21 protein-coding genes and 1 rRNA gene are annotated in these 21,301 nt (G+C 68.0%); 16 read left to right on the top strand and 6 right to left on the bottom strand.

What is annotated here, in order from left to right; translation table 11 throughout:
* Positions 1–4 precede the first annotated feature (4 nt).
* The 5 genes from G3I17_RS31115 (at position 5) to G3I17_RS31095 (ending at position 4,147) form a co-directional block, all read left to right on the top strand.
* Entirely contained in the window at positions 5–931 is a 927-nt protein-coding gene (locus tag G3I17_RS31115; RefSeq protein ID WP_343238477.1) for an amidohydrolase family protein, read from the top strand.
* The gene (locus G3I17_RS31110; RefSeq protein ID WP_164601251.1) at positions 928–1,491 is read left to right on the top strand and encodes a cysteine dioxygenase family protein; all 564 of its coding nucleotides are present in this window, start codon (positions 928–930) and stop codon (positions 1,489–1,491) included. Before G3I17_RS31115 ends, G3I17_RS31110 begins: the two co-directional genes overlap by 4 nt.
* A 380-nt stretch (positions 1,492–1,871) precedes the next feature.
* Complete coding sequence (locus G3I17_RS31105; protein ID WP_164601249.1) at positions 1,872–2,684, top strand: class I SAM-dependent methyltransferase; 813 nt, start codon at positions 1,872–1,874, stop codon at positions 2,682–2,684.
* Complete coding sequence (locus G3I17_RS31100; RefSeq protein ID WP_164601247.1) at positions 2,677–3,240, top strand: hypothetical protein; 564 nt, start codon at positions 2,677–2,679, stop codon at positions 3,238–3,240. Before G3I17_RS31105 ends, G3I17_RS31100 begins: the two co-directional genes overlap by 8 nt.
* Positions 3,241–3,253: 13 nt before the next feature.
* Positions 3,254–4,147, top strand: coding sequence for a MarR family winged helix-turn-helix transcriptional regulator (locus tag G3I17_RS31095; RefSeq protein WP_164601245.1), 894 nt, complete (start codon positions 3,254–3,256; stop codon positions 4,145–4,147).
* A gap of 42 nt (positions 4,148–4,189) precedes the next feature.
* Here G3I17_RS31095 and G3I17_RS31090 read toward each other — a convergent pair whose 3' ends face one another.
* Positions 4,190–5,302 carry a TIGR03118 family protein gene (locus tag G3I17_RS31090; protein WP_164601243.1) on the bottom strand — a complete coding sequence of 371 codons (1,113 nt, stop codon included), beginning with the start codon at positions 5,300–5,302 and terminating at the stop codon, positions 4,190–4,192.
* A gap of 106 nt (positions 5,303–5,408) precedes the next feature.
* Positions 5,409–6,047 (bottom strand): hypothetical protein, encoded by a 639-nt coding sequence (locus G3I17_RS31085; RefSeq protein WP_164601241.1) that lies wholly within the window; start codon positions 6,045–6,047, stop codon positions 5,409–5,411.
* Positions 6,048–6,344: 297 nt separating this feature from the next.
* Between G3I17_RS31085 and kdpF the strand changes: the two genes are divergently transcribed.
* The 7 genes from kdpF to G3I17_RS31050 are packed head-to-tail and all read left to right on the top strand — an operon-like array spanning position 6,345 to position 15,166.
* Positions 6,345–6,434 (top strand): K(+)-transporting ATPase subunit F, encoded by a 90-nt coding sequence (kdpF, locus tag G3I17_RS42325; RefSeq protein ID WP_137256202.1) that lies wholly within the window; start codon positions 6,345–6,347, stop codon positions 6,432–6,434.
* A complete protein-coding gene (kdpA, locus tag G3I17_RS31075; protein WP_164601239.1) occupies positions 6,434–8,095 on the top strand; it encodes a potassium-transporting ATPase subunit KdpA in 1,662 nt (553 codons plus the stop codon). The genes kdpF and kdpA overlap by 1 nt, the downstream gene beginning before the upstream one ends.
* Before the next feature lie 5 nt (positions 8,096–8,100).
* A complete protein-coding gene (gene kdpB, locus G3I17_RS31070) occupies positions 8,101–10,182 on the top strand; it encodes a potassium-transporting ATPase subunit KdpB (RefSeq protein WP_203591030.1) in 2,082 nt (693 codons plus the stop codon).
* A 15-nt stretch (positions 10,183–10,197) separates the two neighbouring features.
* Entirely contained in the window at positions 10,198–10,845 is a 648-nt protein-coding gene (locus tag G3I17_RS31065; RefSeq protein WP_164601235.1) for a potassium-transporting ATPase subunit C, read from the top strand.
* 34 nt (positions 10,846–10,879) lie between these two features.
* Complete coding sequence (locus tag G3I17_RS31060) at positions 10,880–13,465, top strand: DUF4118 domain-containing protein (RefSeq protein WP_164601233.1); 2,586 nt, start codon at positions 10,880–10,882, stop codon at positions 13,463–13,465.
* Positions 13,462–14,139, top strand: coding sequence for a response regulator (locus tag G3I17_RS31055; protein WP_164601231.1), 678 nt, complete (start codon positions 13,462–13,464; stop codon positions 14,137–14,139). Before G3I17_RS31060 ends, G3I17_RS31055 begins: the two co-directional genes overlap by 4 nt.
* 10 nt (positions 14,140–14,149) lie before the next feature.
* A complete protein-coding gene (locus G3I17_RS31050; RefSeq protein WP_164601229.1) occupies positions 14,150–15,166 on the top strand; it encodes a magnesium and cobalt transport protein CorA in 1,017 nt (338 codons plus the stop codon).
* Here G3I17_RS31050 and G3I17_RS31045 read toward each other — a convergent pair.
* Positions 15,163–16,047 (bottom strand): alpha/beta hydrolase, encoded by an 885-nt coding sequence (locus G3I17_RS31045; protein WP_164601227.1) that lies wholly within the window; start codon positions 16,045–16,047, stop codon positions 15,163–15,165. The two genes, G3I17_RS31050 and G3I17_RS31045, sit on opposite strands and share 4 nt — an antisense overlap.
* 106 nt (positions 16,048–16,153) lie before the next feature.
* Here G3I17_RS31045 and G3I17_RS31040 point away from each other — a divergent pair, with 106 nt between their 5' ends.
* Positions 16,154–17,005: a hypothetical protein gene (locus tag G3I17_RS31040; RefSeq protein WP_164601225.1), complete on the top strand. Its 852-nt coding sequence runs from the start codon at positions 16,154–16,156 to the stop codon at positions 17,003–17,005.
* A gap of 10 nt (positions 17,006–17,015) precedes the next feature.
* Here G3I17_RS31040 and G3I17_RS31035 read toward each other — a convergent pair whose 3' ends face one another.
* The 3 genes from G3I17_RS31035 to G3I17_RS31025 all read right to left on the bottom strand — a co-directional run bounded on the left by G3I17_RS31035 (position 17,016) and on the right by G3I17_RS31025 (position 20,029).
* Positions 17,016–18,437 carry an aromatic amino acid lyase gene (locus G3I17_RS31035; RefSeq protein WP_203591016.1) on the bottom strand — a complete coding sequence of 474 codons (1,422 nt, stop codon included), beginning with the start codon at positions 18,435–18,437 and terminating at the stop codon, positions 17,016–17,018.
* Between the two features lie 237 nt (positions 18,438–18,674).
* A complete protein-coding gene (locus tag G3I17_RS31030) occupies positions 18,675–18,920 on the bottom strand; it encodes a type B 50S ribosomal protein L31 (protein WP_164601223.1) in 246 nt (81 codons plus the stop codon).
* The gene (locus tag G3I17_RS31025) at positions 18,917–20,029 is read right to left on the bottom strand and encodes a GTP-binding protein (protein WP_164601221.1); all 1,113 of its coding nucleotides are present in this window, start codon (positions 20,027–20,029) and stop codon (positions 18,917–18,919) included. The genes G3I17_RS31030 and G3I17_RS31025 overlap by 4 nt, the downstream gene beginning before the upstream one ends.
* A gap of 133 nt (positions 20,030–20,162) precedes the next feature.
* Between G3I17_RS31025 and rpmG the strand changes: the two genes are divergently transcribed.
* The 3 genes from rpmG to G3I17_RS31010 all read left to right on the top strand — a co-directional run.
* Positions 20,163–20,330 (top strand): 50S ribosomal protein L33, encoded by a 168-nt coding sequence (gene rpmG, locus G3I17_RS31020; protein WP_164601219.1) that lies wholly within the window; start codon positions 20,163–20,165, stop codon positions 20,328–20,330.
* A 7-nt stretch (positions 20,331–20,337) separates the two neighbouring features.
* Positions 20,338–20,643 carry a 30S ribosomal protein S14 gene (gene rpsN / locus G3I17_RS31015; protein WP_164601217.1) on the top strand — a complete coding sequence of 102 codons (306 nt, stop codon included), beginning with the start codon at positions 20,338–20,340 and terminating at the stop codon, positions 20,641–20,643.
* Positions 20,644–21,215: 572 nt separating this feature from the next.
* Positions 21,216–21,301 (top strand): 16S ribosomal RNA (locus G3I17_RS31010); the annotation flags it as partial.

The following is a 21,301-nucleotide window of genomic DNA, read 5'->3' as shown; positions in this document are numbered from 1 at the left end:
GCTCGTGAGTGCCCGTGCTGCCGACATCATCGACGTGCACCAGCACCTCTGGCCGGCCGAGTTCGTCGACCGGCTCCGGGCTCGCACCGAGCCGCCGTACCTGGATGGCTGGACGCTGCACACGACCGGCGAGGCGCCGTACGAGGTGGACCCGGCGGCCCATGAGGCCGACAAGCGCGTCGCCGCGGAACTCGACGCCGGGACCTCGCTGGTCGGCTTGTCATTGTCTTCGCCGCTCGGGATCGAGCACCTCGGTGATACAGCGTTGCTGGATGCCTGGCACGCCGGCGCTGCTTCGTTGCCTGCGCCCTTCAAAGCCTGGGCCGCCGTAAACCTGCTGGAGCCGGACCTTGCCGGGCTGGAAAGCCTTCTGGGTAACGGTTTCTTGGGCCTGCAGCTGCCCGCCCAAGCGATCGGTACTCCGACCGGCTGGGCTGCTGTCGGCTCACTGCTTGCGCTCGCCGAGCGGTTGAACAAGGCGATCCTCGTCCACCCCGGGACGCCTCTGCCGCCTGGTGAAGAGCTGCCCGGCTGGTGGCCGCCAGTGGTCGACTACACCGCCCAACTGCAGGCCGCTTGGTGGGCCTGGCATGCCTTTGGCGGGCGTACGTCGTACCCGAAGCTGAGGCTCTGCTTCGTCGCGGCGGCCGGCCTGGCCCCCGTGCACCACGAGCGGCTCGCTGCCCGCGGCGGCCGCCTCGGCACCATCGACCCCAACCTGTACGTCGACACCTCGAGCTACGGCCCGCAAGGGATCGACGCTGTCGCCCGGGTCCTCGGCATCGACCAGGTCGTGCACGGCACCGACCGGCCGTACGCCGGGACCGTCGACCTACGACAAGGCGACGCCGCGACCGCGGTGATCCGCCACGACAACCCGCACCGGCTCCTGTACGGACCGGTGCCACCTCCTGAGAGGGGAGTGCAGTGACTGCTCAGCCCGTTTCCGACGCACCCGTCGTACCCGCGCGCCAGGCCAGCCGGCTCGTGGAGCTCAACGACTGTCTGTCGCTCGACAACCTTCCGGGACGTGATCTCACCCCCGACGAGCTGGCCGAGCTGGCCGGCGGTCTGGCCGCCCAGCCGCACCTGTGGGAGGACAAGGTCGCGTACAGCGACGAGGAGCGCGTCTTCGCCTCGCTGCACCGCGACGCCAACGTCGACGTCTGGCTGATCTGCTGGACCCCGGTCAACGACACCGGCTGGCACGACCACGACGTCTCCTCGGGTGCCGTCGCGGTGGCCCGCGGCAAGCTCGTCGAGCACAACCTCGCCATCGGCACCGAACCGATCGAGACCGAGATCGAGGCCGGCGACGTCTACGGCTTCGGCCCCGACCACATCCACCGCGTCGTCGGCTCGGACAAGGGCAGCGTCACCGTCCACGCCTACAGCCCGCCGCTGTGGCGCATGGGCCAGTACTCGGTCAAGGAAGGCGTCCTCCGCCGAGTCTCCGTCTCCTACGCCGACGAACTCCGCCCACTGGACTGACCACGGAACACAAGCCCAAGAACAAGCACACCATCAAACCAAAGAACAAAGGCGAGAACAGCTAGCCAGTTCCGGCACCCCGGGTCTGCCGTGACGCTCCGCCAGCCCAAAACCCGAACGCTCCCTCGCTGACCTTCAGTGAGGGAGCGTTTGCGTTCAGCCGAAGCCGCTTTCGCCACGCGACCGGCGGAAGAAGCGTCCTCGACGGGGTTTCGAAGCCGGGATGGCCTTGTTTATCAGGGATCCACGAATGGCAGGAACTGGCCGGGCTGTCCACGGCAGAGGCGAGGTTGTGGATGGACGGGGAGGTTCGATCTGCCCCAGGTTGCCCCGGGAAATGGCCTGTGGTGGGTGGCGTGGGGTCAGCAGAATCCGGTGGTATGACGCCTCAGGTTGATGTTGATATGCACTACACCTCTCTGCATGACGAGGAGGTTCGGCTCAGTTCTACTTTGCGTGGGCGGTTCGAGTTGGCGCGGATGCAGCACTTGCTGACGCAGTACTTACCGGAGGCGCCTGCTGAGGTGGCGGATATCGGTGGGGGGCCGGGGGCTCACGCGTGCTGGTTGAAGGAACGCGGGTACTCGGTGGAGTTGCTGGACCCGGTCGACCGGCATGTCGAGCAGGCGACGGCGGCGGGGATCAGCGCGGTACAAGGGGATGCGCGGCGGTTGCCGTGGGAGAACGAGCACTTCGACGCGGCGTTGCTGGCCGGGCCGATGTATCACCTGACCGAGGCGGCGGATCGGCGGCTCGCGTTGCGGGAGGCGATCCGGGTGGTGAAGCCAGGTGGGTTCCTCGCCGTGGTGGCGATCAACAGGGCGGCGAATCTGATCGGGTCGACGATCGCCAACACGTTGCTGACCCGGCAGCAGGTGGTGACGGACATTCTCGAGACCGGGTACAGCCCGGACAACGAGCGGATGGCGGAGACGGTCTACCACACCACCACACAGTTGAGAACCGAGCTGACCAACGTGGGGCTGCGATCCGTCACGATCCACGGGCTGACCGGGCCGGGCGGCTGGCTGACCGTCGCGATCGACCGGTACTTCGGTGAGATCGAGTTGCCCGACGTGCTCTGCCGGCCGGAGCCGATGGAGACCGCGCTGGAGTGTTCGCGGCTCGCCGACCGCCATCCGGAGCTCACACCGTCGAGCTCACTCCTCTTCGCGGTCGGCCAGTGTGTTTGACCGCAGACGCCGGCAGAAGCTCCACGAAGAGGCGATCCGGTACGCCGCCAACGGCTGGCCGGTTGCCCCGCTCGCGGTACCTCACCGAGGTGGCTGTCCGTGCGGCAAGAGCTGCCTGGATCCACACCTCGTCGGCGAGGTGGTCCGCGATGGCGTCCACGCTGCCCGGGTCTGGCCCGAACCGGCCCGTCGTGGCCGGGCTCAGTCGGCCGGAGACACCACTGGGTGGGGGATTGCTCTGGTGACGGAGTGGTTCGACGCGATGGAGCTGCCGCCGCAGTACGGGGCTGTCCTGCATCACCAGCTGAAGGAGAGTTGTCCGACGGCGATGGCTCCGGCCCAGCGGCGGTGGTTGTTCTTTGTGGTGCAGGGATCGGTGCCGCGGGAGCAAGTGGTGGAGGCCGGCGGCGTACTGCGATCCGGCGCAGCAGGCTGGGTGCCCGCGCCCGGGACGTGGATGGAGGACACCGGGCGGATCCGCTGGCTCGTGCATCCGTATCTGACCGAGTGGCGGCCGTACCAGCGACGCGACCCGATCGACCTGATATTTCTCTGACTATAGTCAGCGAATGAGCATCGCCGACGTCAGGAGATTCAACCGGACCGTGACCCAGCGGATCGGCGCGCTCAGTGACACCTACATGGCGCGCGACCGGCCGCTGGGACAGGCGCGGGTGCTCTGGGAGATCGGGCCGGACGGCTGCGACGTGCGGTCGCTGCGGTCGCGGCTCGATCTCGACTCCGGGTACCTGAGCCGCCTGCTCCGGATCCTCGAAGGCGACGGCCTGGTGAAGGTCGAGCAGAGCGGCGACGACGGCCGGGTCCGGATCGCACGGCTCACCGGCAGAGGACTGACCGAGCGCGAGGTCCTGGATCGCCGCTCCGACGACCTCGCCGCGTCGATCCTCGAACCGCTCGGCGAATCACAGCGCGCCCGGCTGATCACCGCGATGGGTGAGGTCGAGCGCCTGCTGATCGCCTCGACGGTCACCGTCGGCGTCGTCGATCCACGGCAGCAGGACGCGCGGTACTGCCTGCAGGCGTACTTCGATGAGCTGGCCGGCCGCTTCGACGGCGGGTTCGACCATGCGCGCAGCATCTCGGCCGGTGCCGACGAGCTCACGCCTCCGGCCGGCCTGCTCCTGGTCGCGACGTTGCACTCGGAGCCGGTCGGCTGCGGTGCCCTCAAGCTCCACGACGACGCACCGGCCGAGGTCAAACGTATGTGGGTCTCGCCCGACGTCCGCGGCCTCGGACTCGGCCGCCGCCTGCTGACCGAGCTCGAGAAACAAGCGACCGCGCACGGCTCCACCACACTCCGGCTGGAAACGAACGGCAACCTCACCGAGGCCATCGCCCTCTACCGAGCCACCGGCTACACCGAAGTACCGGCCTTCAACGACGAGCCTTATGCCCACCACTGGTTCGAAAAGCGGCTCACCACCGAAGCTGAAAGGGGCTGAGGATCCCCCTGGCATCCTCAGCCCTTTCCCTTCAATCGGGTGTTACTTGCGGAGTACGCCGAGCAGCCCGTGCGTCTCGTCCGCGATCCCGGCGGAGAACCAGATCGCGTCCGTACCACCGGTGGTGGCCGTGCCGCTGGTCAGCGCCCACAGACCCGGGATGACCACTGTCCGGCCGGTCGCGGCGTCGCGCACCTGACCCGCGACCTTGTGCTGGAAGCGGCCGTGGTTCTTCTGCTCCACGATGTTGATCCGGCCGTCGCCGAAGTTGCCGACGAGCAGCGCGCCGGCCTGCTTACCCCACGAAGCGGGCGCGAGCGCGAGACCCCACGGCGCGTTCAGCGAGTCGTGCGAGACGATCCGGTCGACCAGCTTGCCGTCCACCGAGTACTCGTCGACGAAGCCGAGGCCCTTGCCGCTGGCGTTGCGGCCGGTCGCCGGGTCGACCTTCGCGTAGGCGACGAAGATCCGGCCGTTCAGCGTCTGCACGTTGAACGGGTGGTACCCCTTCGGCAGGTTCTTGTCCTTGAACGCCCACGCGGGCTGCGGGACCTGGACGAAGGCGTTGTCGAAGACGTCGATCGAGCCCTGCGCGAAGTTGGCGGCGTACAGCTGGTCGCCCTTCGTCGCGGTCGCGATGGCCAGGCCGGTGTAGACCGCGCCGGGCACGGTCGCCTTGATCTGAGCGGCGCCGATCAGCGGCGTCGCGGGCGGTCCCCAAGCGGCGATCTGGCCGGTCAGGGTGGAGAAGATGAACCGGGCCGGCGCGCTGGCGGTGCCGTTGGTCAGGACGAAGCCGGTACCAGCGTTGGCGACCTGGCCGGTCGGGGCCGGGACGTTGACGCGCACGGTCGGCACCTTGGTGGCGGTGGTCGCGCCGGCGGCCGAGGAGTACAGCGTCGAGGTCGACGTGCCCTGGTTGGACACCCACAACGGTGAGGTTGCGCCGAGGGCGAGGCCCCACGGGTTGACCAGGTCGGGATCGACCAGCGCGGCCTTGCCCGGTACGTCGGAGACCAGGTTCACCTGGTGGACGGCAAGGTTGTTCCGCGAGTCGTGACCGTAGGGGACGTGCGCGCTGGCAGCGCTGGGCGCGACCAGCGCCAACCCGCCGAGGACGGCGGTGGCACTGGCCAGCTTGAAGCGAAGCGACATGACACTTTCCTGTCGGTTGGGAAGTCGAATACCACCCACACGGCCCAAAACTCAGACCGGTTCAACTTCCCAACCGACAAAAAAGCAAAAGCAGAAAGCTGGCGAATCAGGCCCAGGTCTCCGCGTGGGTGATCGCACCGTTCGGGGCGCCCAGCTCGGTCAGCACGTCCTCGGCATCGGCCTCGAGCGGCTCGAAGGGCCATTCCGGTACGACGTACGCGCGGGCGCCGGCGACCAGATCCACGCCCGGGAGCTCGAACCACGCCTCGCCGACCTCGCGGCTGATCTCGTAGATGGCCTGCTCGGCGGTCTCGACCGGCTCGCGCTCGCCGGACTCGTCCAGCTCGGCGGGGTGCCGCTCCTGCGCGGACTTGCCGGCCTCCAGCAGGGCGTCCAGGTCGACCACCCGCAGGTCGAACCGCGACACCACGCTGATCACCTGGTCGCGCTCCTCGGCCTCCTCGTCGTCCTCGTCCTCGCCGACCTCGTCGTCGAGCAGCAGCGGCGCGGTCCCGGTGTGCTCGAAGACGGCGTCGTTCCAGCCCTCGACGAGCTCCTCCAGCGCGGAGTTCTGCTCGTAGAGGGCGTTCTGGTCCTCGTCACCGGTCATCGCCAGCAGGGCCTCGGTGTGGGCCTGCAGGCGTTCGGCCAGCTGGCGGCTGGCCTCGGCCAGCGCCTTGCGGCTCTCCTCGGAGAAGAACTGCTCCCCGGTGGCGGAGAACTCCTGGTTGTCCACTTCAGTCACTGCGGTCTTCCCTAACTCTGGTCGGGGCTGCTCATTGCCAGGCGTAAGTATGCGCACTCGGAGCGACAGCACGAAGTCGAGTCCATGAACGGTACCTGTGAGAGACCTGTGAGAGCTCCACGAGCGGGTGTGAGAGCCCTGTGAGAAGACTCCTGACAGCGCAGTCAGCGCAGTTCAGTGAGCTCATGAGTACTTTTGCCGAGAGGTGGGGACGGCCGTGAAGGACGTGCTGTACCTGGCCCTGTGTGTAGCGACGTTCGCGACCATCTGGTTCGCACTGCGGGGGGTGGAGAAACTGTGAGCGCCGAGAACATCGCCGGCCTCGTGGTGGCCGCGGCCCTGGTCCTCTACCTGATCGCCGCCCTGATCTTCCCCGAGAGGTTCTGATGTCCGACACCGCCGCCGGCCTGCTCCAGGTCGGCCTGCTGGTCGCGCTCCTGGCCGCCGTGTACCGCCCGCTGGGTGGCTACATGGCCCGGGTCTACACGTCCGACAAGGACGTCCGGATCGAGCGCGTCACCTACAAACTGCTGGGAGTCGACTCCAAGGCCGACCAGACGTGGGCCGTCTACGCGCGCTCGCTGCTGGCATTCTCGGCAGTCGGTGTGATTCTCCTGTACGCCGTACAGCGGCTGCAGCACTATCTGCCGCTCTCGCTGGGCCTGCCGAACGTCGAGCCGGGACTGGCCTTCAACACGGCCGCGTCGTTCGTGTCGAACACGAACTGGCAGTCCTATTCACCCGAGGTCACGATGGGCCACCTGGTCCAGTTCGCCGGCCTCGCGGTGCAGAACTTCCTCTCGGCCGCCGTCGGCATCACCGTCGTGATCGCGCTGATCCGCGGCTTCGCGCGGTCGAAGACGGACCGGCTGGGCAACTTCTGGGTCGACCTGACCCGTACGGTCGTCCGGGTCCTGCTGCCGATCGCCGTGATCGGCACCCTCGCGCTGGTCGCGATGGGCGTCGTCCAGAACTTCTCCGGCGGTCACGAGGTGACCTCGGTGGTAGGCCAGACCCAGCACCTGCCGGGCGGCCCGGTCGCGAGCCAGGAAATCATCAAGGAACTCGGCACCAACGGTGGCGGCTTCTACAACGCGAACTCCGGCCACCCGTTCGAGAACCCGAACGGCCTGTCCAACCTGTTCGAGATCTTCCTGCTGCTGGTGATCCCGGTCGCGCTGACCCGCACCTTCGGCCTGATGGTCAAGGACAAGCGCCAGGGCTACGCGATCCTCGGCGTGATGGGCACGCTGTGGGCCGCGTTCACCTTCTCCGCGACCTTCTTCGAGAACCAGGGCGCCGGTACTGCAACGCAAGCGGCCGGAGCCGCGATGGAGGGCAAGGAGACCCGCTTCGGCGAATGGGCCTCGGCACTCTTCGCGAGCTCGACGACCGGTACGTCGACCGGTGCGGTCAACGCCGCGCACGACTCGTTCACCCCACTGGGCGGCGGTACGGCCCTCTTCCACATGATGCTGGGCGAAGTCAGTCCGGGCGGAACCGGTACGGGCCTGTACGGCATGCTCGTGCTCGCGGTGCTGGCCGTCTTCGTCGCCGGACTGATGGTCGGCCGGACGCCGGAGTACCTGAAGAAGAAGATCACCGCGCGCGAGATGAAGCTCGTCTCGCTCTACATCCTTGCCACCCCGAGCCTGGTGCTCGTCGGATCGGCGATCGCGATGGGACTGGCCACGGCCAGAGCGTCGATCTTCAACACCGACAGTCCACACGGGTTCTCCGAGGTGCTCTACGCGTTCACCTCGGCCGGTAACAACAACGGCAGCGCGTTCGGTGGTATCAGCGCCAACATTCCCTTCTACAACACGGCGCTGGGCCTGGTGATGCTGCTCGGCCGGTTCGTGCCGATCGTCATCGTGCTCGCGCTGGCCGGCTCGTTCGCCCGGCAGCAGCCGGTGCCCGTCAACGAGGGCACGCTGCCGACCCACAAGGCCCTGTTCGTGACGCTGCTCGTCGGCGTTGTGCTGATCGTCACCGGCCTGACCTACTTCCCTGCACTGACTCTAGGACCCCTCGCGGAGGGACTGTGACCACCCTGACCAGGCCGCCGGCACCCAAGCCCAAGGCGGCCGTAATCTCCAAAAAGGCAGCGTCGGGTCTGTTCGACCCGAAGATGCTGCTGACCTCGCTGCCGGACGCGCTGCGCAAGCTCGATCCGCGGGTGATGGCGAAGAACCCGGTGATGTTCGTGGTCGAGGTCGGCGCCGTCGCGTCGACGATCCTCGCCTTCACCGACTCCACCGTGTTCGTCTGGTGGATCGTGGTCTGGCTGTGGCTGACCGTGCTGTTCGCCAACCTGGCCGAAGCGGTCGCCGAAGGACGCGGCAAGGCCCAGGCGGCCACCCTGCGCCGGGCGAAGACCGAGACGACCGCGCGCAAGCTGTCCGCGGACAAGCTCAGCGAGCAGGAGGTACCGGCTGCTTCGCTGCAGCTCGGTGACCTCGTGGTCGTCGAGGCCGGCCAGATCATCCCCGGCGACGGGGACGTGGTCGAAGGCGTCGCGAGCGTGGACGAATCGGCCATCACCGGTGAGTCGGCTCCCGTGATCCGGGAGTCCGGCGGCGACCGGAGCGCTGTCACGGGCGGTACGAAGGTGCTGTCGGATCGGATCGTCGTGAAGATCACCACCAAACCAGGTGAGAGCTTCATCGACCGGATGATCGCGCTGGTCGAGGGCGCCTCGCGGCAGAAGACGCCGAACGAGATCGCGCTGAACATCCTGCTCGCCAGCCTGACCATCGTGTTCTTGATGGCTACGGTGACGCTGCCGTCGTTCGCCAACTACGCGGGCACCGAGCTGAGCATCGTCGTCCTGGTCGCCCTGCTCGTCTGTCTGATCCCGACCACCATCGGCGCGCTGCTGTCCGCGATCGGTATCGCCGGGATGGACCGGCTGGTCCAGCGCAATGTGCTGGCGATGTCCGGCCGCGCGGTCGAGGCTGCCGGTGACGTGAACACGCTGCTGCTCGACAAGACCGGCACGATCACGCTGGGCAACCGGCAGGCGTCCGAGTTCATCCCGCTCGCCGGGGTCAGCGAGACCGAGCTGGCCGACGCGGCCCAGCTGTCCAGCCTGGCCGACGAGACGCCCGAGGGCCGTTCGATCGTCGTGCTCGCCAAAACGAAGTACGAGCTGCGGGAGCGGCACACCGGCGAGCTGCCGCACGCCACGTTCATCGAGTTCACCGCGCAGACGCGGATGAGCGGCGTCGACGTGGACGGCCGGCAGATCCGCAAGGGCGCGGCCGGCGCGATCACCGCCTGGATCCACGACCAGGGCGGCACAGTAGTGGCCGAGCTCGGTGAGATCGTCGACGGCATCTCGGCCTCCGGCGGCACCCCGCTGGTCGTTGCCATCAGCAAGGACAATGTCGCCCGCGCGCTGGGGGTCATCCACCTCAAGGACGTCGTCAAGGAAGGGATGCGCGAGCGCTTCGACCAGATGCGCGCGATGGGCATCCGGACCGTGATGATCACCGGTGACAACCGGCTGACGGCGAAGGCGATCGCCGAGGAGGCCGGGGTCGACGACTTCCTGGCTGAGGCGACGCCCGAAGACAAGATGGCGCTGATCAAGAAGGAGCAGGAGGGTGGCCGGCTGGTCGCGATGACCGGTGACGGCACCAACGACGCTCCGGCGCTCGCGCAGGCCGACGTCGGCGTCGCGATGAACAGCGGCACGTCGGCGGCCAAAGAGGCCGGCAACATGGTCGACCTCGACTCCAACCCGACCAAGCTGATCGAGATCGTCGAGATCGGCAAGCAGTTGCTGATCACCCGCGGCTCGCTGACCACGTTCTCGATCGCGAACGACGTGGCCAAGTACTTCGCGATCCTGCCGGCCCTGTTCGCGACGGCCTACCCGGGCCTGGACAAGCTCAACATCATGCGGCTGGACTCGGCCGAGTCGGCGATCCTGTCCGCGGTCATCTTCAACGCGCTGGTGATCATCGCGCTGGTCCCGCTGGCGCTGCGCGGCGTGCAGTACAAGCCGTCCTCCGCGTCGGCGATGCTGCGCCGCAACCTGCTGATCTACGGCGTCGGCGGGCTGATCAGCCCGTTCATCGGCATCAAACTCATCGACCTGCTGATCTCGCTCATCCCGGGCATCGGCTGAGAAGGATAGAAAACAATGTCCAGCAGACTTCCCGCGACGTTTCGTCAGTTCGGGGTCGCAACGCGGGCGATCGCAGTGTTCACCATCGGCCTGGGGGTGATCTACCCGCTGGCGATGACGGGTGCCGCCCAGGCGCTCTTCCACGACAACGCGAACGGCTCGGTGATCCAGGTCAACGGCAAGGACGTCGCCTCCGACCTGATCGGCCAGGCGTACACCAAGCAGGCGACCAAGGACGGCAAGCCCGAGGTCGATGCCGAGGGCGCACCGGTGATGGAGGCCGACCCGCTGTGGTTCCAGACCAGGCCATCGGCGGTCGACTACGACGCGGCGGGTAGCGCCGCCTCGCAGTACGGGCCGAACAACAAGGACCTGGAAGGTCTGATCGCTGAGCGTCGCAAGACTGTCGCAGAGCTCGAAGGTGTCGACCAGTCACAGGTCCCGCCGGACGCCCTGACCGCCAGCGGCAGCGGTCTCGACCCGCAGATCAGCCCGGCCTACGCCGCGCTGCAAGTGAACCGGGTTGCCCGGGAGCGCGGCCTGGAGGTGGCCAAGGTGCAACAGTTGGTCAAGGACAACACGAAGGGGCGCACGCTCGGCTTCCTCGGGGAGCCGACGGTCAACGTGGTCACCCTGAACGCCGACCTGGCCGCCCAGAAGTAGCCAACTGAGACGATGGCCAGATGAAAGTGCACCAGTGAGTAGAAGCGGCCGCGGGCACCTGAGGGTCTACTTGGGTGCCGCGCCCGGTGTCGGCAAGACCTACAAGATGCTGGGTGAGGCGCAGCGGCGGCGGGAGCGCGGCACGGACGTGGTGGTCGGCTACGTCGAGACCCATGGCCGGGAGCACACCGCCGCCATGCTCGACGGGCTCGAGGTGGTGCCGCGCAAGATCATCGACTACCGCGGCGCCAGCTTCACCGAGATGGACCTGGACGCGGTCCTGGCCCGCCGGCCCGAGGTCGCGATCGTCGACGAGCTCGCCCACAGCAACGTGCCGGGCAGCCGGAACGCGAAGCGCTGGGAGGACATCGACGCATTGCTGACCGCCGGGATCGACGTGATCTCGGCGGTCAACATCCAGCACCTGGAGTCGATCAACGACGTCGTCGAGAAGATCACCGGAGTACCGCAGCAGGAGACGGTCCCTGACCGGGTGGTCCGGGCCGCGGACCAGATCGAGCTCGTCGACATGACGCCGGAGGCGCTGCGCCGCCGGATGGCGCACGGCAACGTCTACGCGGCCGACAAGATCGATGCTGCCCTGGGCAACTACTTCCGGGTCGGCAATCTGTCCGCCCTGCGCGAACTTGCGCTGCTCTGGCTCGCCGACCGCGTCGACGCGGGCCTGCAGCAGTACCGTTCCCAGCATGACATCGACTCCACCTGGGAGGCGCGCGAACGGGTTGTCGTCGCGCTCACCGGCGGACCTGAAGGCGAGACCCTGATCCGGCGTGCCGCCCGCATCGCCGCCCGCTCCTCCGGAGGGGATCTGCTCGCCGTCCACATCACCCGGTCAGACGGACTGACCGGCGCCAACCCGACCGCCCTGGCTCAGCAACGCGCGCTGGTCGAGAGTCTCGGTGGTACCTATCACCAGGTCGTCGGCGACGACATCCCGGACGCGCTGCTGTCCTTCGCCCGCGCCGAGAACGCCACCCAGCTGGTGCTCGGCGGCAGTCGCCGCTCGCGGCTGAGCGCGCTGCTCACCGGTCCCGGCATCGGGTCCAGCTCGATCCGCGACTCCGGTGACATCGACGTCCACATCGTCACGCACTCCGAGATGGGGCGCGGCCGGTTGCCCCGGATGCACGGCAGTCTGTCGCGCCGGCGGTTGATCTACGGGTTCGCGCTGGCCGTCGTGCTGCCGCCGCTGCTCGCGTTGCTGCTCGGGCTCGGTGGCGACACGCTCAACCTGACCAGCAACGTGCTCGCCTTCCTCTTCGCGGTCGTCGTGGTCGCCCTGGTCGGTGGACTGTGGCCGGCCATGCTGACCGCGGTCGCGGGGACGCTGGTGCTCAACTGGTTCTTCACCCCACCGACGCGGTCCTTCACGATCACGGAGCCGAACAACGCGCTCGCGCTGGGCATCTTCGTGCTTATCGCGGCGCTCGTGTCATCGGTGGTCGACCGGGCGGCCCGGCGTACGCGCCAGGCCGCGCGGTCGGCAGCCGAGTCTGAGACGCTGGCGACCCTGGCAGGCTCCGTACTCCGTGGCGAGACCGCCCTGCCCGCGTTGCTCGAGCGGGTCCGCGAGGCGTTCGGGATGACGAGCGCGTGCCTGATGGAACGCGTCGACACCGACGAGCTGACCGAGACCTGGCGACCCCTCGCCTCAGCCGGTACGCCGACCTGCCGGCGGCCGGAGGATGGCGACGCGGAGATCCCCGGTCGCGACGACCTGGTGCTCGTCCTGCAAGGCCGCTCCCTGGCCGCCGACGAGCGCCGCCTGGTCGGAGCCTTCGCGGCCCATGCGGCGGCGCTGGTCGACAAGGCCCGACTGAGCGAGGCAGCCGCCGAAGCCAAGCCGCTCGCCGAGGCCGACAAGCTCCGTACCGCGCTCCTTCGCGCGGTCGGCCACGACCTGCGTTCCCCGCTCGCCTCGGCCAAGGCCTCCGTGACCAGCCTGCGCAGTTCGGACGTCGACTGGACCGAAGGCGAGCGAGACGAGTTGCTGGCGACGGCCGACGAGTCCCTCGACCGGCTGACGCGACTCGTGGACAACCTGCTCGACCTGAGCCGCCTGCAGGCCGGAGTACTACCGGTCTTTCCGCGGCCGATGGCCCTCGACGAGGTGATGCCGGGTGCGCTGGCCGAGCTTGGCGAGGGCAACGGCGACGTCACCGTGGACATCCCGCACACGCTGCCGCTGGTCGAGGCTGACCCAGCGCTCCTGGAGCGCGTGATCGCGAACCTGCTCGCCAACGCGGTCCGCTACTCGCCGGCCGGGCGGCCGCCGCTGCTGACCGGGAGCGCACTCGGCGACGTCGTCGAAGTACGGGTGATCGATCGCGGGCCGGGCATTCCACGCGACGAGCGGGACCGGATGTTCGCGCCGTTCCAGCGGCTGGGCGACACCGACAACACGACCGGCGTCGGGCTCGGGCTCGCGCTGGCGCGGGGGCTGGCCGAGGCGATGCACGGATCGCTGCAACCGGAGGACACCCCGGGCGGTGGGCTGACCATGGTCGTTTCGTTGCCGGCCGCAACCTTGACGCCGGGCGACGCGCCGGTACCGGGCAGCCGGGAGCGATCCGCGTCCGGACCGGAGGGGCAGGCATGACCAGAGTCCTCGTGGTCGACGATGAACCGCAGATCGTGCGGGCGTTGCAGATCAACCTGAAGGCCCGGCGGTACGAGGTGCACGTCGCGGGCAGTGGGACGGCGGCGCTCAAGGTGGCGGCGCAGTACCCGCCTGACCTGGTCATTCTCGACCTCGGGCTGCCCGACTTCGACGGGGTCGACGTGATCCGCGGGCTGCGCGGCTGGACCGAGGCGCCGATCCTGGTGCTGTCCGGGCGTACGGACAGTACGGACAAGGTCGAGGCGCTCGACGCGGGCGCGGACGACTACGTGACCAAGCCGTTCGGCATCGACGAGCTGCTGGCGCGGATGCGGGCGGTACTGCGGCGCAGCAACCTCGCGCAGGACCAGCCGATCGTGACGGTCGGCGGCGCCCAGGTGGATCTGTCGGCGAAGCGAGTAACACTGGAGTCAGGAGAGGACGTTCGCCTGACGCCGACCGAGTGGCACCTGCTGGAGGTGCTGATCCGGCACCCCGGCAAGCTCATGTCGCAGCGCCAGCTGCTCACCGAGGTCTGGGGCCCGGGCTACGAGACGGCGAGCGGCAACCTGCGCTTCTACATGGGCCAGCTCCGCCGAAAACTCGAAGCCGACCCGGCCAGACCCGTTCACCTACTGACAGAACCCGGAATGGGTTACCGCTTCGAACCCTGAGGGAGGGCTGATGGCGATCGTCGACAACGCCGTCTATGTCGACGGGAAGCGTGCCTGTGAGCCGGACACCCTCGACGAGACCTACGAGCTGCTGCGCGACCGGCACGGGATGGGCTGGATCGGGCTCTACCGGCCGGATCCGCTCGAGATGGAGTCCGTCGCCGAGGAGTTCGGCATCCACCGGCTCGCCGTCAACGACACGATCTCCGCTCACCAGCGCCCCAAGCTGGAGCGCTACGGCGACGTGCTTTTCACCGTACTGCGCTCTGCCCGCTACCGCGACGACGTCGAGCGGGTGGAGTTCGGGGAGCTGCACGTCTTCACCGGCAAGGATTTCGTCGTCACCGTCCGGCATGCCGAGTCGCCGGATCTCGGGCTCGTCCGCAAGCGGCTGGAGGAGTCGCCCGAGCTGCTGAAGCTGGGTCCCGAAGCGGTGCTCTACGCGATCCTCGACCAGGTGGTCGACGAGTACGAGCCGGTGATCGCCGGGCTGCAGGGCGATATCGACGAGATCGAGGACCAGGTCTTCGGCTCCGACCCGGAGGTGTCGCGGCGGATCTACGAGCTGCTCCGCGAGGTGGTCAAGTTCATCCGCGCGACCCAGTCGCTGCCGGGGATGATCGCGGATCTGCGGTCGGGCTTCGAGAAGTACGGCATCGACGCGGAGCTGCAGCGCTACCTGCGCGACGTCGCGGACCACGTCGAGCGGGTGGTGGACCAGGCGGCCGGCTTCAAGGTGCTGCTGATCAACCTGATCGGCGTGAACGCGACGATGGTCGGGCAGCGGCAGAACGAGGAGACCCGGCGGCTGTCGGAGCTGAGCCTGCGGCAGAACGAGGAGGTCAAGCGGATCTCCTCGTGGGCCGCGATCCTGTTCGCCCCGACCCTGGTCGGCACCGTCTACGGAATGAACTTCACCCACATGCCGGAACTGCACTGGCGAGTGGGATACCCCTTCGCCATGCTGCTGATGCTCCTGGTCGGCGTCGTCCTGCACACCTTGTTCAAACGCCGCGGCTGGCTCTAACCCCGCGCCAGCAGCTCATCCAGGATGTCCGCTTCCTTCTTGTACGGCTCGAAGTGGCCGGCGGCAAGCTCCTTCATGGTTGCTGTAGGCAACTTGTTGACGAGGCGCTCGGCAGCGGAGAACGGGCAGTTGCGGTCGGTACTGCCGTGCCACCAGGTCAGGTCGGTCTTGATCGCGGTCAGGTCGATGTCGGTCCACTCGCCGCCCAGCGCGAGCATCTCGTCGAACCAGCCGTCCATGCCCTGGGCGAACGCCTCCACCGTCGCGCGCTCCTGACCGGCCCGCCAGGCCGGGTCGCTCATCACCGCGAGGTCGGACGGCGGGGCCGTCGCCATCGCGGCATCCAGCGGGGCCAGCGGCGCCGTCTTGACCACCTCGTAGGCTCCGGCGAGCTGCTCACGCAGGGCTTGCTCGTTCCCGTCCCGGGCGGCGCGGAAGGCTGTCGTGTTGAACGGGATCATCTGGTCGTACTCGTCGTCCTCCAGCGGCGGGAACCCGACGGCGATCGTCGCCGCGATCACCCGGTCCGGGTGATGCGCCGCGAAGGCCAGCACATGCGGTGCGCCGCCGCTGCCACCGTTCAGATAGACCCGGTCCAGCCCGAGGTGGTCCAGGATCGCCGCCAGATCGTCCGAGTGCTCCCGGAACTTCCGCCCGGGCAGCCGGCTCGAGTTCCCGAACCCGGGCCGCTCGGTGCTGATCATCTGGAGTCCGCGGTCGACCCAGATCGACCGGTCGGCCCGCACACTCCACCGAGATCCGGGAGTCCCGGGCAGCCGCAGTACCGGCGTACCGGTTCCGGTTCGCGTCCAGGCGACGGTCCGCCCGTCCGGACGAACCAGGCTCTCATCAGCAACATCGGCGTACAGGTCGTCGGTCATGGCGCAGATCATGCCCACCCGAGGGTCGCGATATCTAGGCCCGGAGCTGTGGTGAATGTCTGATTCGTTCAAGACGTAGGTGCGCTCGACCCGGCAGGGTGGGGTCATGGAGATCTTCGAGGCTGCACGGGAGTTCGTCCGGACCGAGGCGCGGGTAGTGGAGCGCCGGCTGTTCGCGACGGTGTTCGAAAGGGCCGATCCGGCCGGCGTGGTCGATGCGTTGCGTGGCTACCAGAACGCGGATGGCGGGTTCGGGCACGGGCTGGAGCCGGACAAGCGGTGTCCGGACAGCACCGCGCTCGACGTGGAGACGGCGTTCGACGTCCTGCTCGCCGCCGGGGCACGAGACGACGACCTGGTACTCCGCGCCTGCGGCTGGCTGCAGTCGGTCGCGACGCCGGAGGGCGCCGTTTCGCTCGCATCGCCGGTGATCGAGGGCTACCCGCGAGCCGAGCACATGACCGAGTGGACCTACGTCCCCGGGCTCAACCCGACCGCCGGGCTGGTCGGCCGGTTACAGACGATGGGTTTCGAGCACCCATGGCGTGACCAGGCCGCCGCCTGGTGCGCCGACGCACTGAGCAAGGGCTTCCCGGACGACGCACACGGGATGCACGAGACGCTGGAGTATCTCGAGCACACCGACGCACCCGACGTCGCCAAAGTGCGCGAGTGGTTGCCGAAGCTGGCGCACTATCGCGCGGACGCCGCCGATCCGTCGTACGGCGTGACGCCGTTGCACTTCGCGCCCACTCCGGACAGCTTCTGGCGGCAACTTTTCGACGACTCGCAGCTCGAGGCCCACCTCGACCGCCTCGTCGCCGACCAGCAGCCCGACGGCGGCTGGGCGATCACCTGGGAACCGCCGGGCACCGCCGCGACCCTCGAATACCGCGGCATCGTGACGATCCAGGCTCTCCGCACTCTGAAGGCCTACGGTCGCCTGCCGCTCAGCTGACCGGACTCTGTCAGCCGGCTTCGGCGGGGTGTTCGACCTGGCGGTCGCCCCATTGGGTCAGCAGGCCCCGGGCGATCTCCAGGTCGTCTCGCAGGGAGCGGTCGGTCAGTACGTCGGGGAGCGCGGCCAGCGCATCGGCGAGCCACGGTCCGATCGCGGCCGGCGCAAGCTTCTCCGGCTCCAGACCGGCCAGCCGAACAGCCCGTACCGCGGTCACCAGCTCGCACGCCAGGACGTCTCGCAACGCATCCAGCAACGACCCGGTCAGTACTGCGGCCTGCGGCGCGAAGCTCGCGTGGTGCTCGGCGCCCCGGGAGAGGGTCGCCGTGCCGAGCGTGGCCGGCTGAGCCGTCGAACGAACCGAGGCGAGCGCGTCGTGGGCGACGTACTCGATCATCATCACGCCCGAGCTCGCCTCCGAACCGCTGGCCAGGAAGCGGCTCAGGCCGGTGAAATCGGGGTCGACCAGGTTCGCCACCCGGGAGGTCGACAGCGTCGCGACCGAGTGCAGGCTGAGCCGGAGCGAGTCGAGCGCGAGCGCGATCGGCATCGCGTGCCAGTTGCCGTTGTGCAGCACGGTGTCGCCGGCCACCAGCGGGTTCTCCGCCGAGGCGTTGATATCGATCGCCAGCGCGTTGCCCAAGGCGTCGACATGATCGACGGCCGGGCCGAGCACCTGGGCGAACGCGCGCAGGCCGAACGGATCCTGAACCCGGGCCGGCGCGATCGGCAGATCGTCGAGCAACCCACGCATCCGGCGGGCGACCCGGACCTGGCCGGGTTGGGGACGGGCCGCGTGCACGCGTTCGTCGTACACCTCGGCATTGCCGCGCAGCGCGACGTGGGAGAGCCCGCCGACGAGCGGTACGACGTTGATCAGGGTGGCGGCCTCGACATAGGCCAGGCAGCACTCGGCCAGCGTGATCGCGTTGCTCGACAGCAGCGGGAGCGCGCTGGTGCCGTCGATGACTTCGCCGAGCGCCAGCCCGAGCTCGGCCAGCGCACCGAGATCGCCGGTCCCGATCGCGCCACCGCGATGCAGGTCGGGCAGGTCATCTTCGTTGAGCAGGGCAACGATCGCGTCGGCGACCTGGGGGTCGAGCCCGGATCCCCCCGACGCCAGCTGGTTGACCCGGATCAGCAATCCGAGCCGCACCACGTCCTTCGGGTACGTCGTCGTACCGGTGGTCGAGTGCGACGCGAGCAACCGGGCGCCGTGCTCCGGGTCGGAGGTCAGCACGTCACGGTTGGCGCCGACGCCGGTCGTCCGGCCATAGACCGGCCGGTGCAACGCGATCTCGGCGACGGCGGCGGACGAGGCCGCCATCCGTTCGCGAGCTGCCGTGCCCAGGCGGATCGGCGTACGCCGCTGCCCGAGCGACACCGCGTCCAGCGGCTTCAGGCCCATCCCGACGATCTCAACCGGCTCCACCCGCCCAGTGTGAGCCTCACCCGCTACTGCGCGTAGTACCGCCGCCCCACCCCCGTCTCGAATCCGAGACATGCCGACTCTGTGCACCGGCTGGCGTTCTACTCGCGAGTTGGATCACGGGGGTAACCCGCCGCGGGCCTCTTCATCCCTCCGGAAGAAGCCGGCCCCGCACTTGCCGGCCTGCGGGTACGCAAAAGCCCGCCGATCCGGGGATCGGCGGGCTGGGGAGTGCGGGGGTCAGACCTTGCCGTAGCGCTTCTTGAACTTCTCGACGCGGCCCTGGGTGTCCATCACGCGCTGCTGACCCGTGTAGAACGGGTGGCTGGCGGACGAGATCTCGACGTCGACGACCGGGTAGGTGTTCCCGTCGTGCCACTCGATCGTCTCGTTGCTCTCGCGCGTCGAGCCGGTCAGGAAGCTGAAGTTGCCGGACTTGTCACGGAACACGACCCGGCGGTAGTCGGGGTGAATGTCAGCCTTCATGCTGCTGTACTTCCTTCCAGATAAGGGGCGAACGGGTCAATCAGTTGCTGGTCCGATTCACCCGTACGAAGGACACAACCATCGAGCAGTCGCTCTAATTCCCAGATGTCCAGACCGATCCCGGTGATCGACAGGTATGACCCGCGGTCGCCATGCTCGGGGTGCCACTCCAGCGCCGACCGGGCCTGATGGCTCTGGCCGACCTCGGACCAGCGCTCCGCCGGCAGGTCGGCGAGCCAGCGCCCGAGGACGCCGAGGGAGATGTTCGTACCGAAGCTGTCCCACCCGAGCCGCGAGCGGGGCTGCGACGCGAGCCAGACCGTTCCCTTGCCGCGCACCGAGGTCGCGACCAGGTCCTCGAGCGCGTCGTACAACCGCTCCGGATGGAACGGCCGCTCCGACTGCCAGACCAGCGTCTGCACCCGCTCGCCACTCTGCAGCGGCGCACTGATCGACCCGGGCTCGACCCGCGCCTCGGCGGCGTCAGGATCATGCAGCTGTACTCCGAGCATCGCCGCCGCTGCTGACGCGGGGCGGATCAGTACCTGTGGGTTCAGCGCGCTTGCCAAGGCCTCGACCGAGTCGTCGGGCTCACTCAGGATCACCGCGTTGGAGTACTCGACCTGGCGGATCAGCACCTCCGCGATGGCCCGGCCGTCCTCGGCCGCGGTCGGGATGCCCCGATCGTGGATCAGAGCCTCGCCGCTCACGTCTTCGGTGAAGGTGTCCGTGTCCAGCACGGTCAGTACCGCCTGTACTCGGAGTTCGTCGCAGGCATCGCGGGCGATCTCCTCGGCCAGCGCCTGGGTGTCCCCGGCGCCGGGGACCGAGACGATCGCCGCTTCGTACTTCTCCGCGGCCGCGATGCTCACCAGCAGGGGGACGAGGGAGCCACGCATTGCGCAGGACACGCACGGGTGGCCCATCCGGATCACTTCGTGGTCGATCACACCGCTCAGAGTCCGGGCGATCCGGAGTACGGAGCCCCCGGCCAGGCCGGTGAGGTCGTACTCGACGAGCACGGTCGAACGGCCCGCGGCCAGCAGTTCGCCCGCCACCACGGCCCGGATCGGCTCGTCGACACCCGTCAGCAGGGTCACCGGTAGCATCTGGACTCCCGTCTTATTGAAAACGATAACCAGTACAACGTACACTCCGGGCAACGGGAATGTCAGCCCCGGTGGTGGGTGTTCAACGCTACAGAGTTCAACGGCACCGGGAGGTGCCCGGAAGGAAGGTCTGATGGCCAAGCACAACGACGTCCGCCCGATCGTCAAGCTGCGGAGCACCGCGGGGACCGGCTTCACCTATGTCACCCGGAAGAACCGCCGCAACGACCCGGATCGACTCGTCATGCGCAAGTACGACCCGAAGGTGCGCCAGCACGTCGACTTCCGCGAAGAGCGGTAGGCGGCCGGTGGCGAAGACGAGCAAGATCGCGAAGAACGAGCAGCGCAAGCGCACGGTCGCCCTGTACGCCGAGCGCCGCGCGGAGCTGAAGCGGATCATCGCCGACCCGGCGTCGAGTTTCGACGAGCGCGGCGCCGCGCAGCTGAGGCTGCAGAAGTTGCCGCGGGACGCGAGCCCGATCCGGGTCCGCAACCGCGATGTGGCCGACGGCCGGCCGCGGGGCTTCCTCCGCAAGGCCGGGATCTCCCGAGTCCGGTTCCGCACGATGGCCCACCGTGGGGAACTGCCCGGGATCACCAAATCGTCTTGGTGATTCCACTGAGTGCGACGCCCCTGCCGGGGTCAGGTGGTCCCGGCAGGGGCGTCGTCACGGGGCCGTAGGTACCCCTGGTCAAAAGCACTCCCAGGAGCGTGTATTGTTCATCTTGTTGGAGCGAGTGCGGGACGCGAAAGCGGCCGGTCGCTCCGAACTCCCAGTAGGGTCCTCGAGCTGAAACACGCTTCGTGCGGGTTTCAGTCACTGAGTCTTGCCGGGTGACTGGATCGAAAAGCGCCGATTTGACTGGCACTGAACGAAACAGTAATGTTTGGCGGGTTGCCCCGGAGCTTGGTTCGGAAGAATCTAAGCGCGGTGTGCGTCCGATTCTTGAGAACTCAACAGCGTGCCGAAAGTCAATGCCGAAATTTAGCATTAACCCGTTTCACGGCATTGGATGATCTTGTCCACCCCTGGTCCTTCATGGATTTTGGGTGCTGGGTTGTCTGTGTTTGTGTTCGGATTCCTTTGAGAAATAATGATTCAAGTCAGTTTGATTGTTTCTGAGATATCAAAGGATCACTCAAAGTTTGTCTGTTATCCATCTTCGGGTGGTTGGCATATAGAATTCAACGGAGAGTTTGATCCTGGCTCAGGACGAACGCTGGCGGCGTGCTTAACACATGCAAGTCGAGCGGTAAGGCCCCTTCGGGGG

The organism is Streptomyces sp. SID13031 (assembly GCF_010548305.1).
Classification (GTDB): domain Bacteria; phylum Actinomycetota; class Actinomycetes; order Propionibacteriales; family Kribbellaceae; genus Kribbella.
The sequence above is the reverse complement of the archived record's forward strand: the minus strand, read 5'-3'. Positions and strand labels throughout refer to the sequence as shown.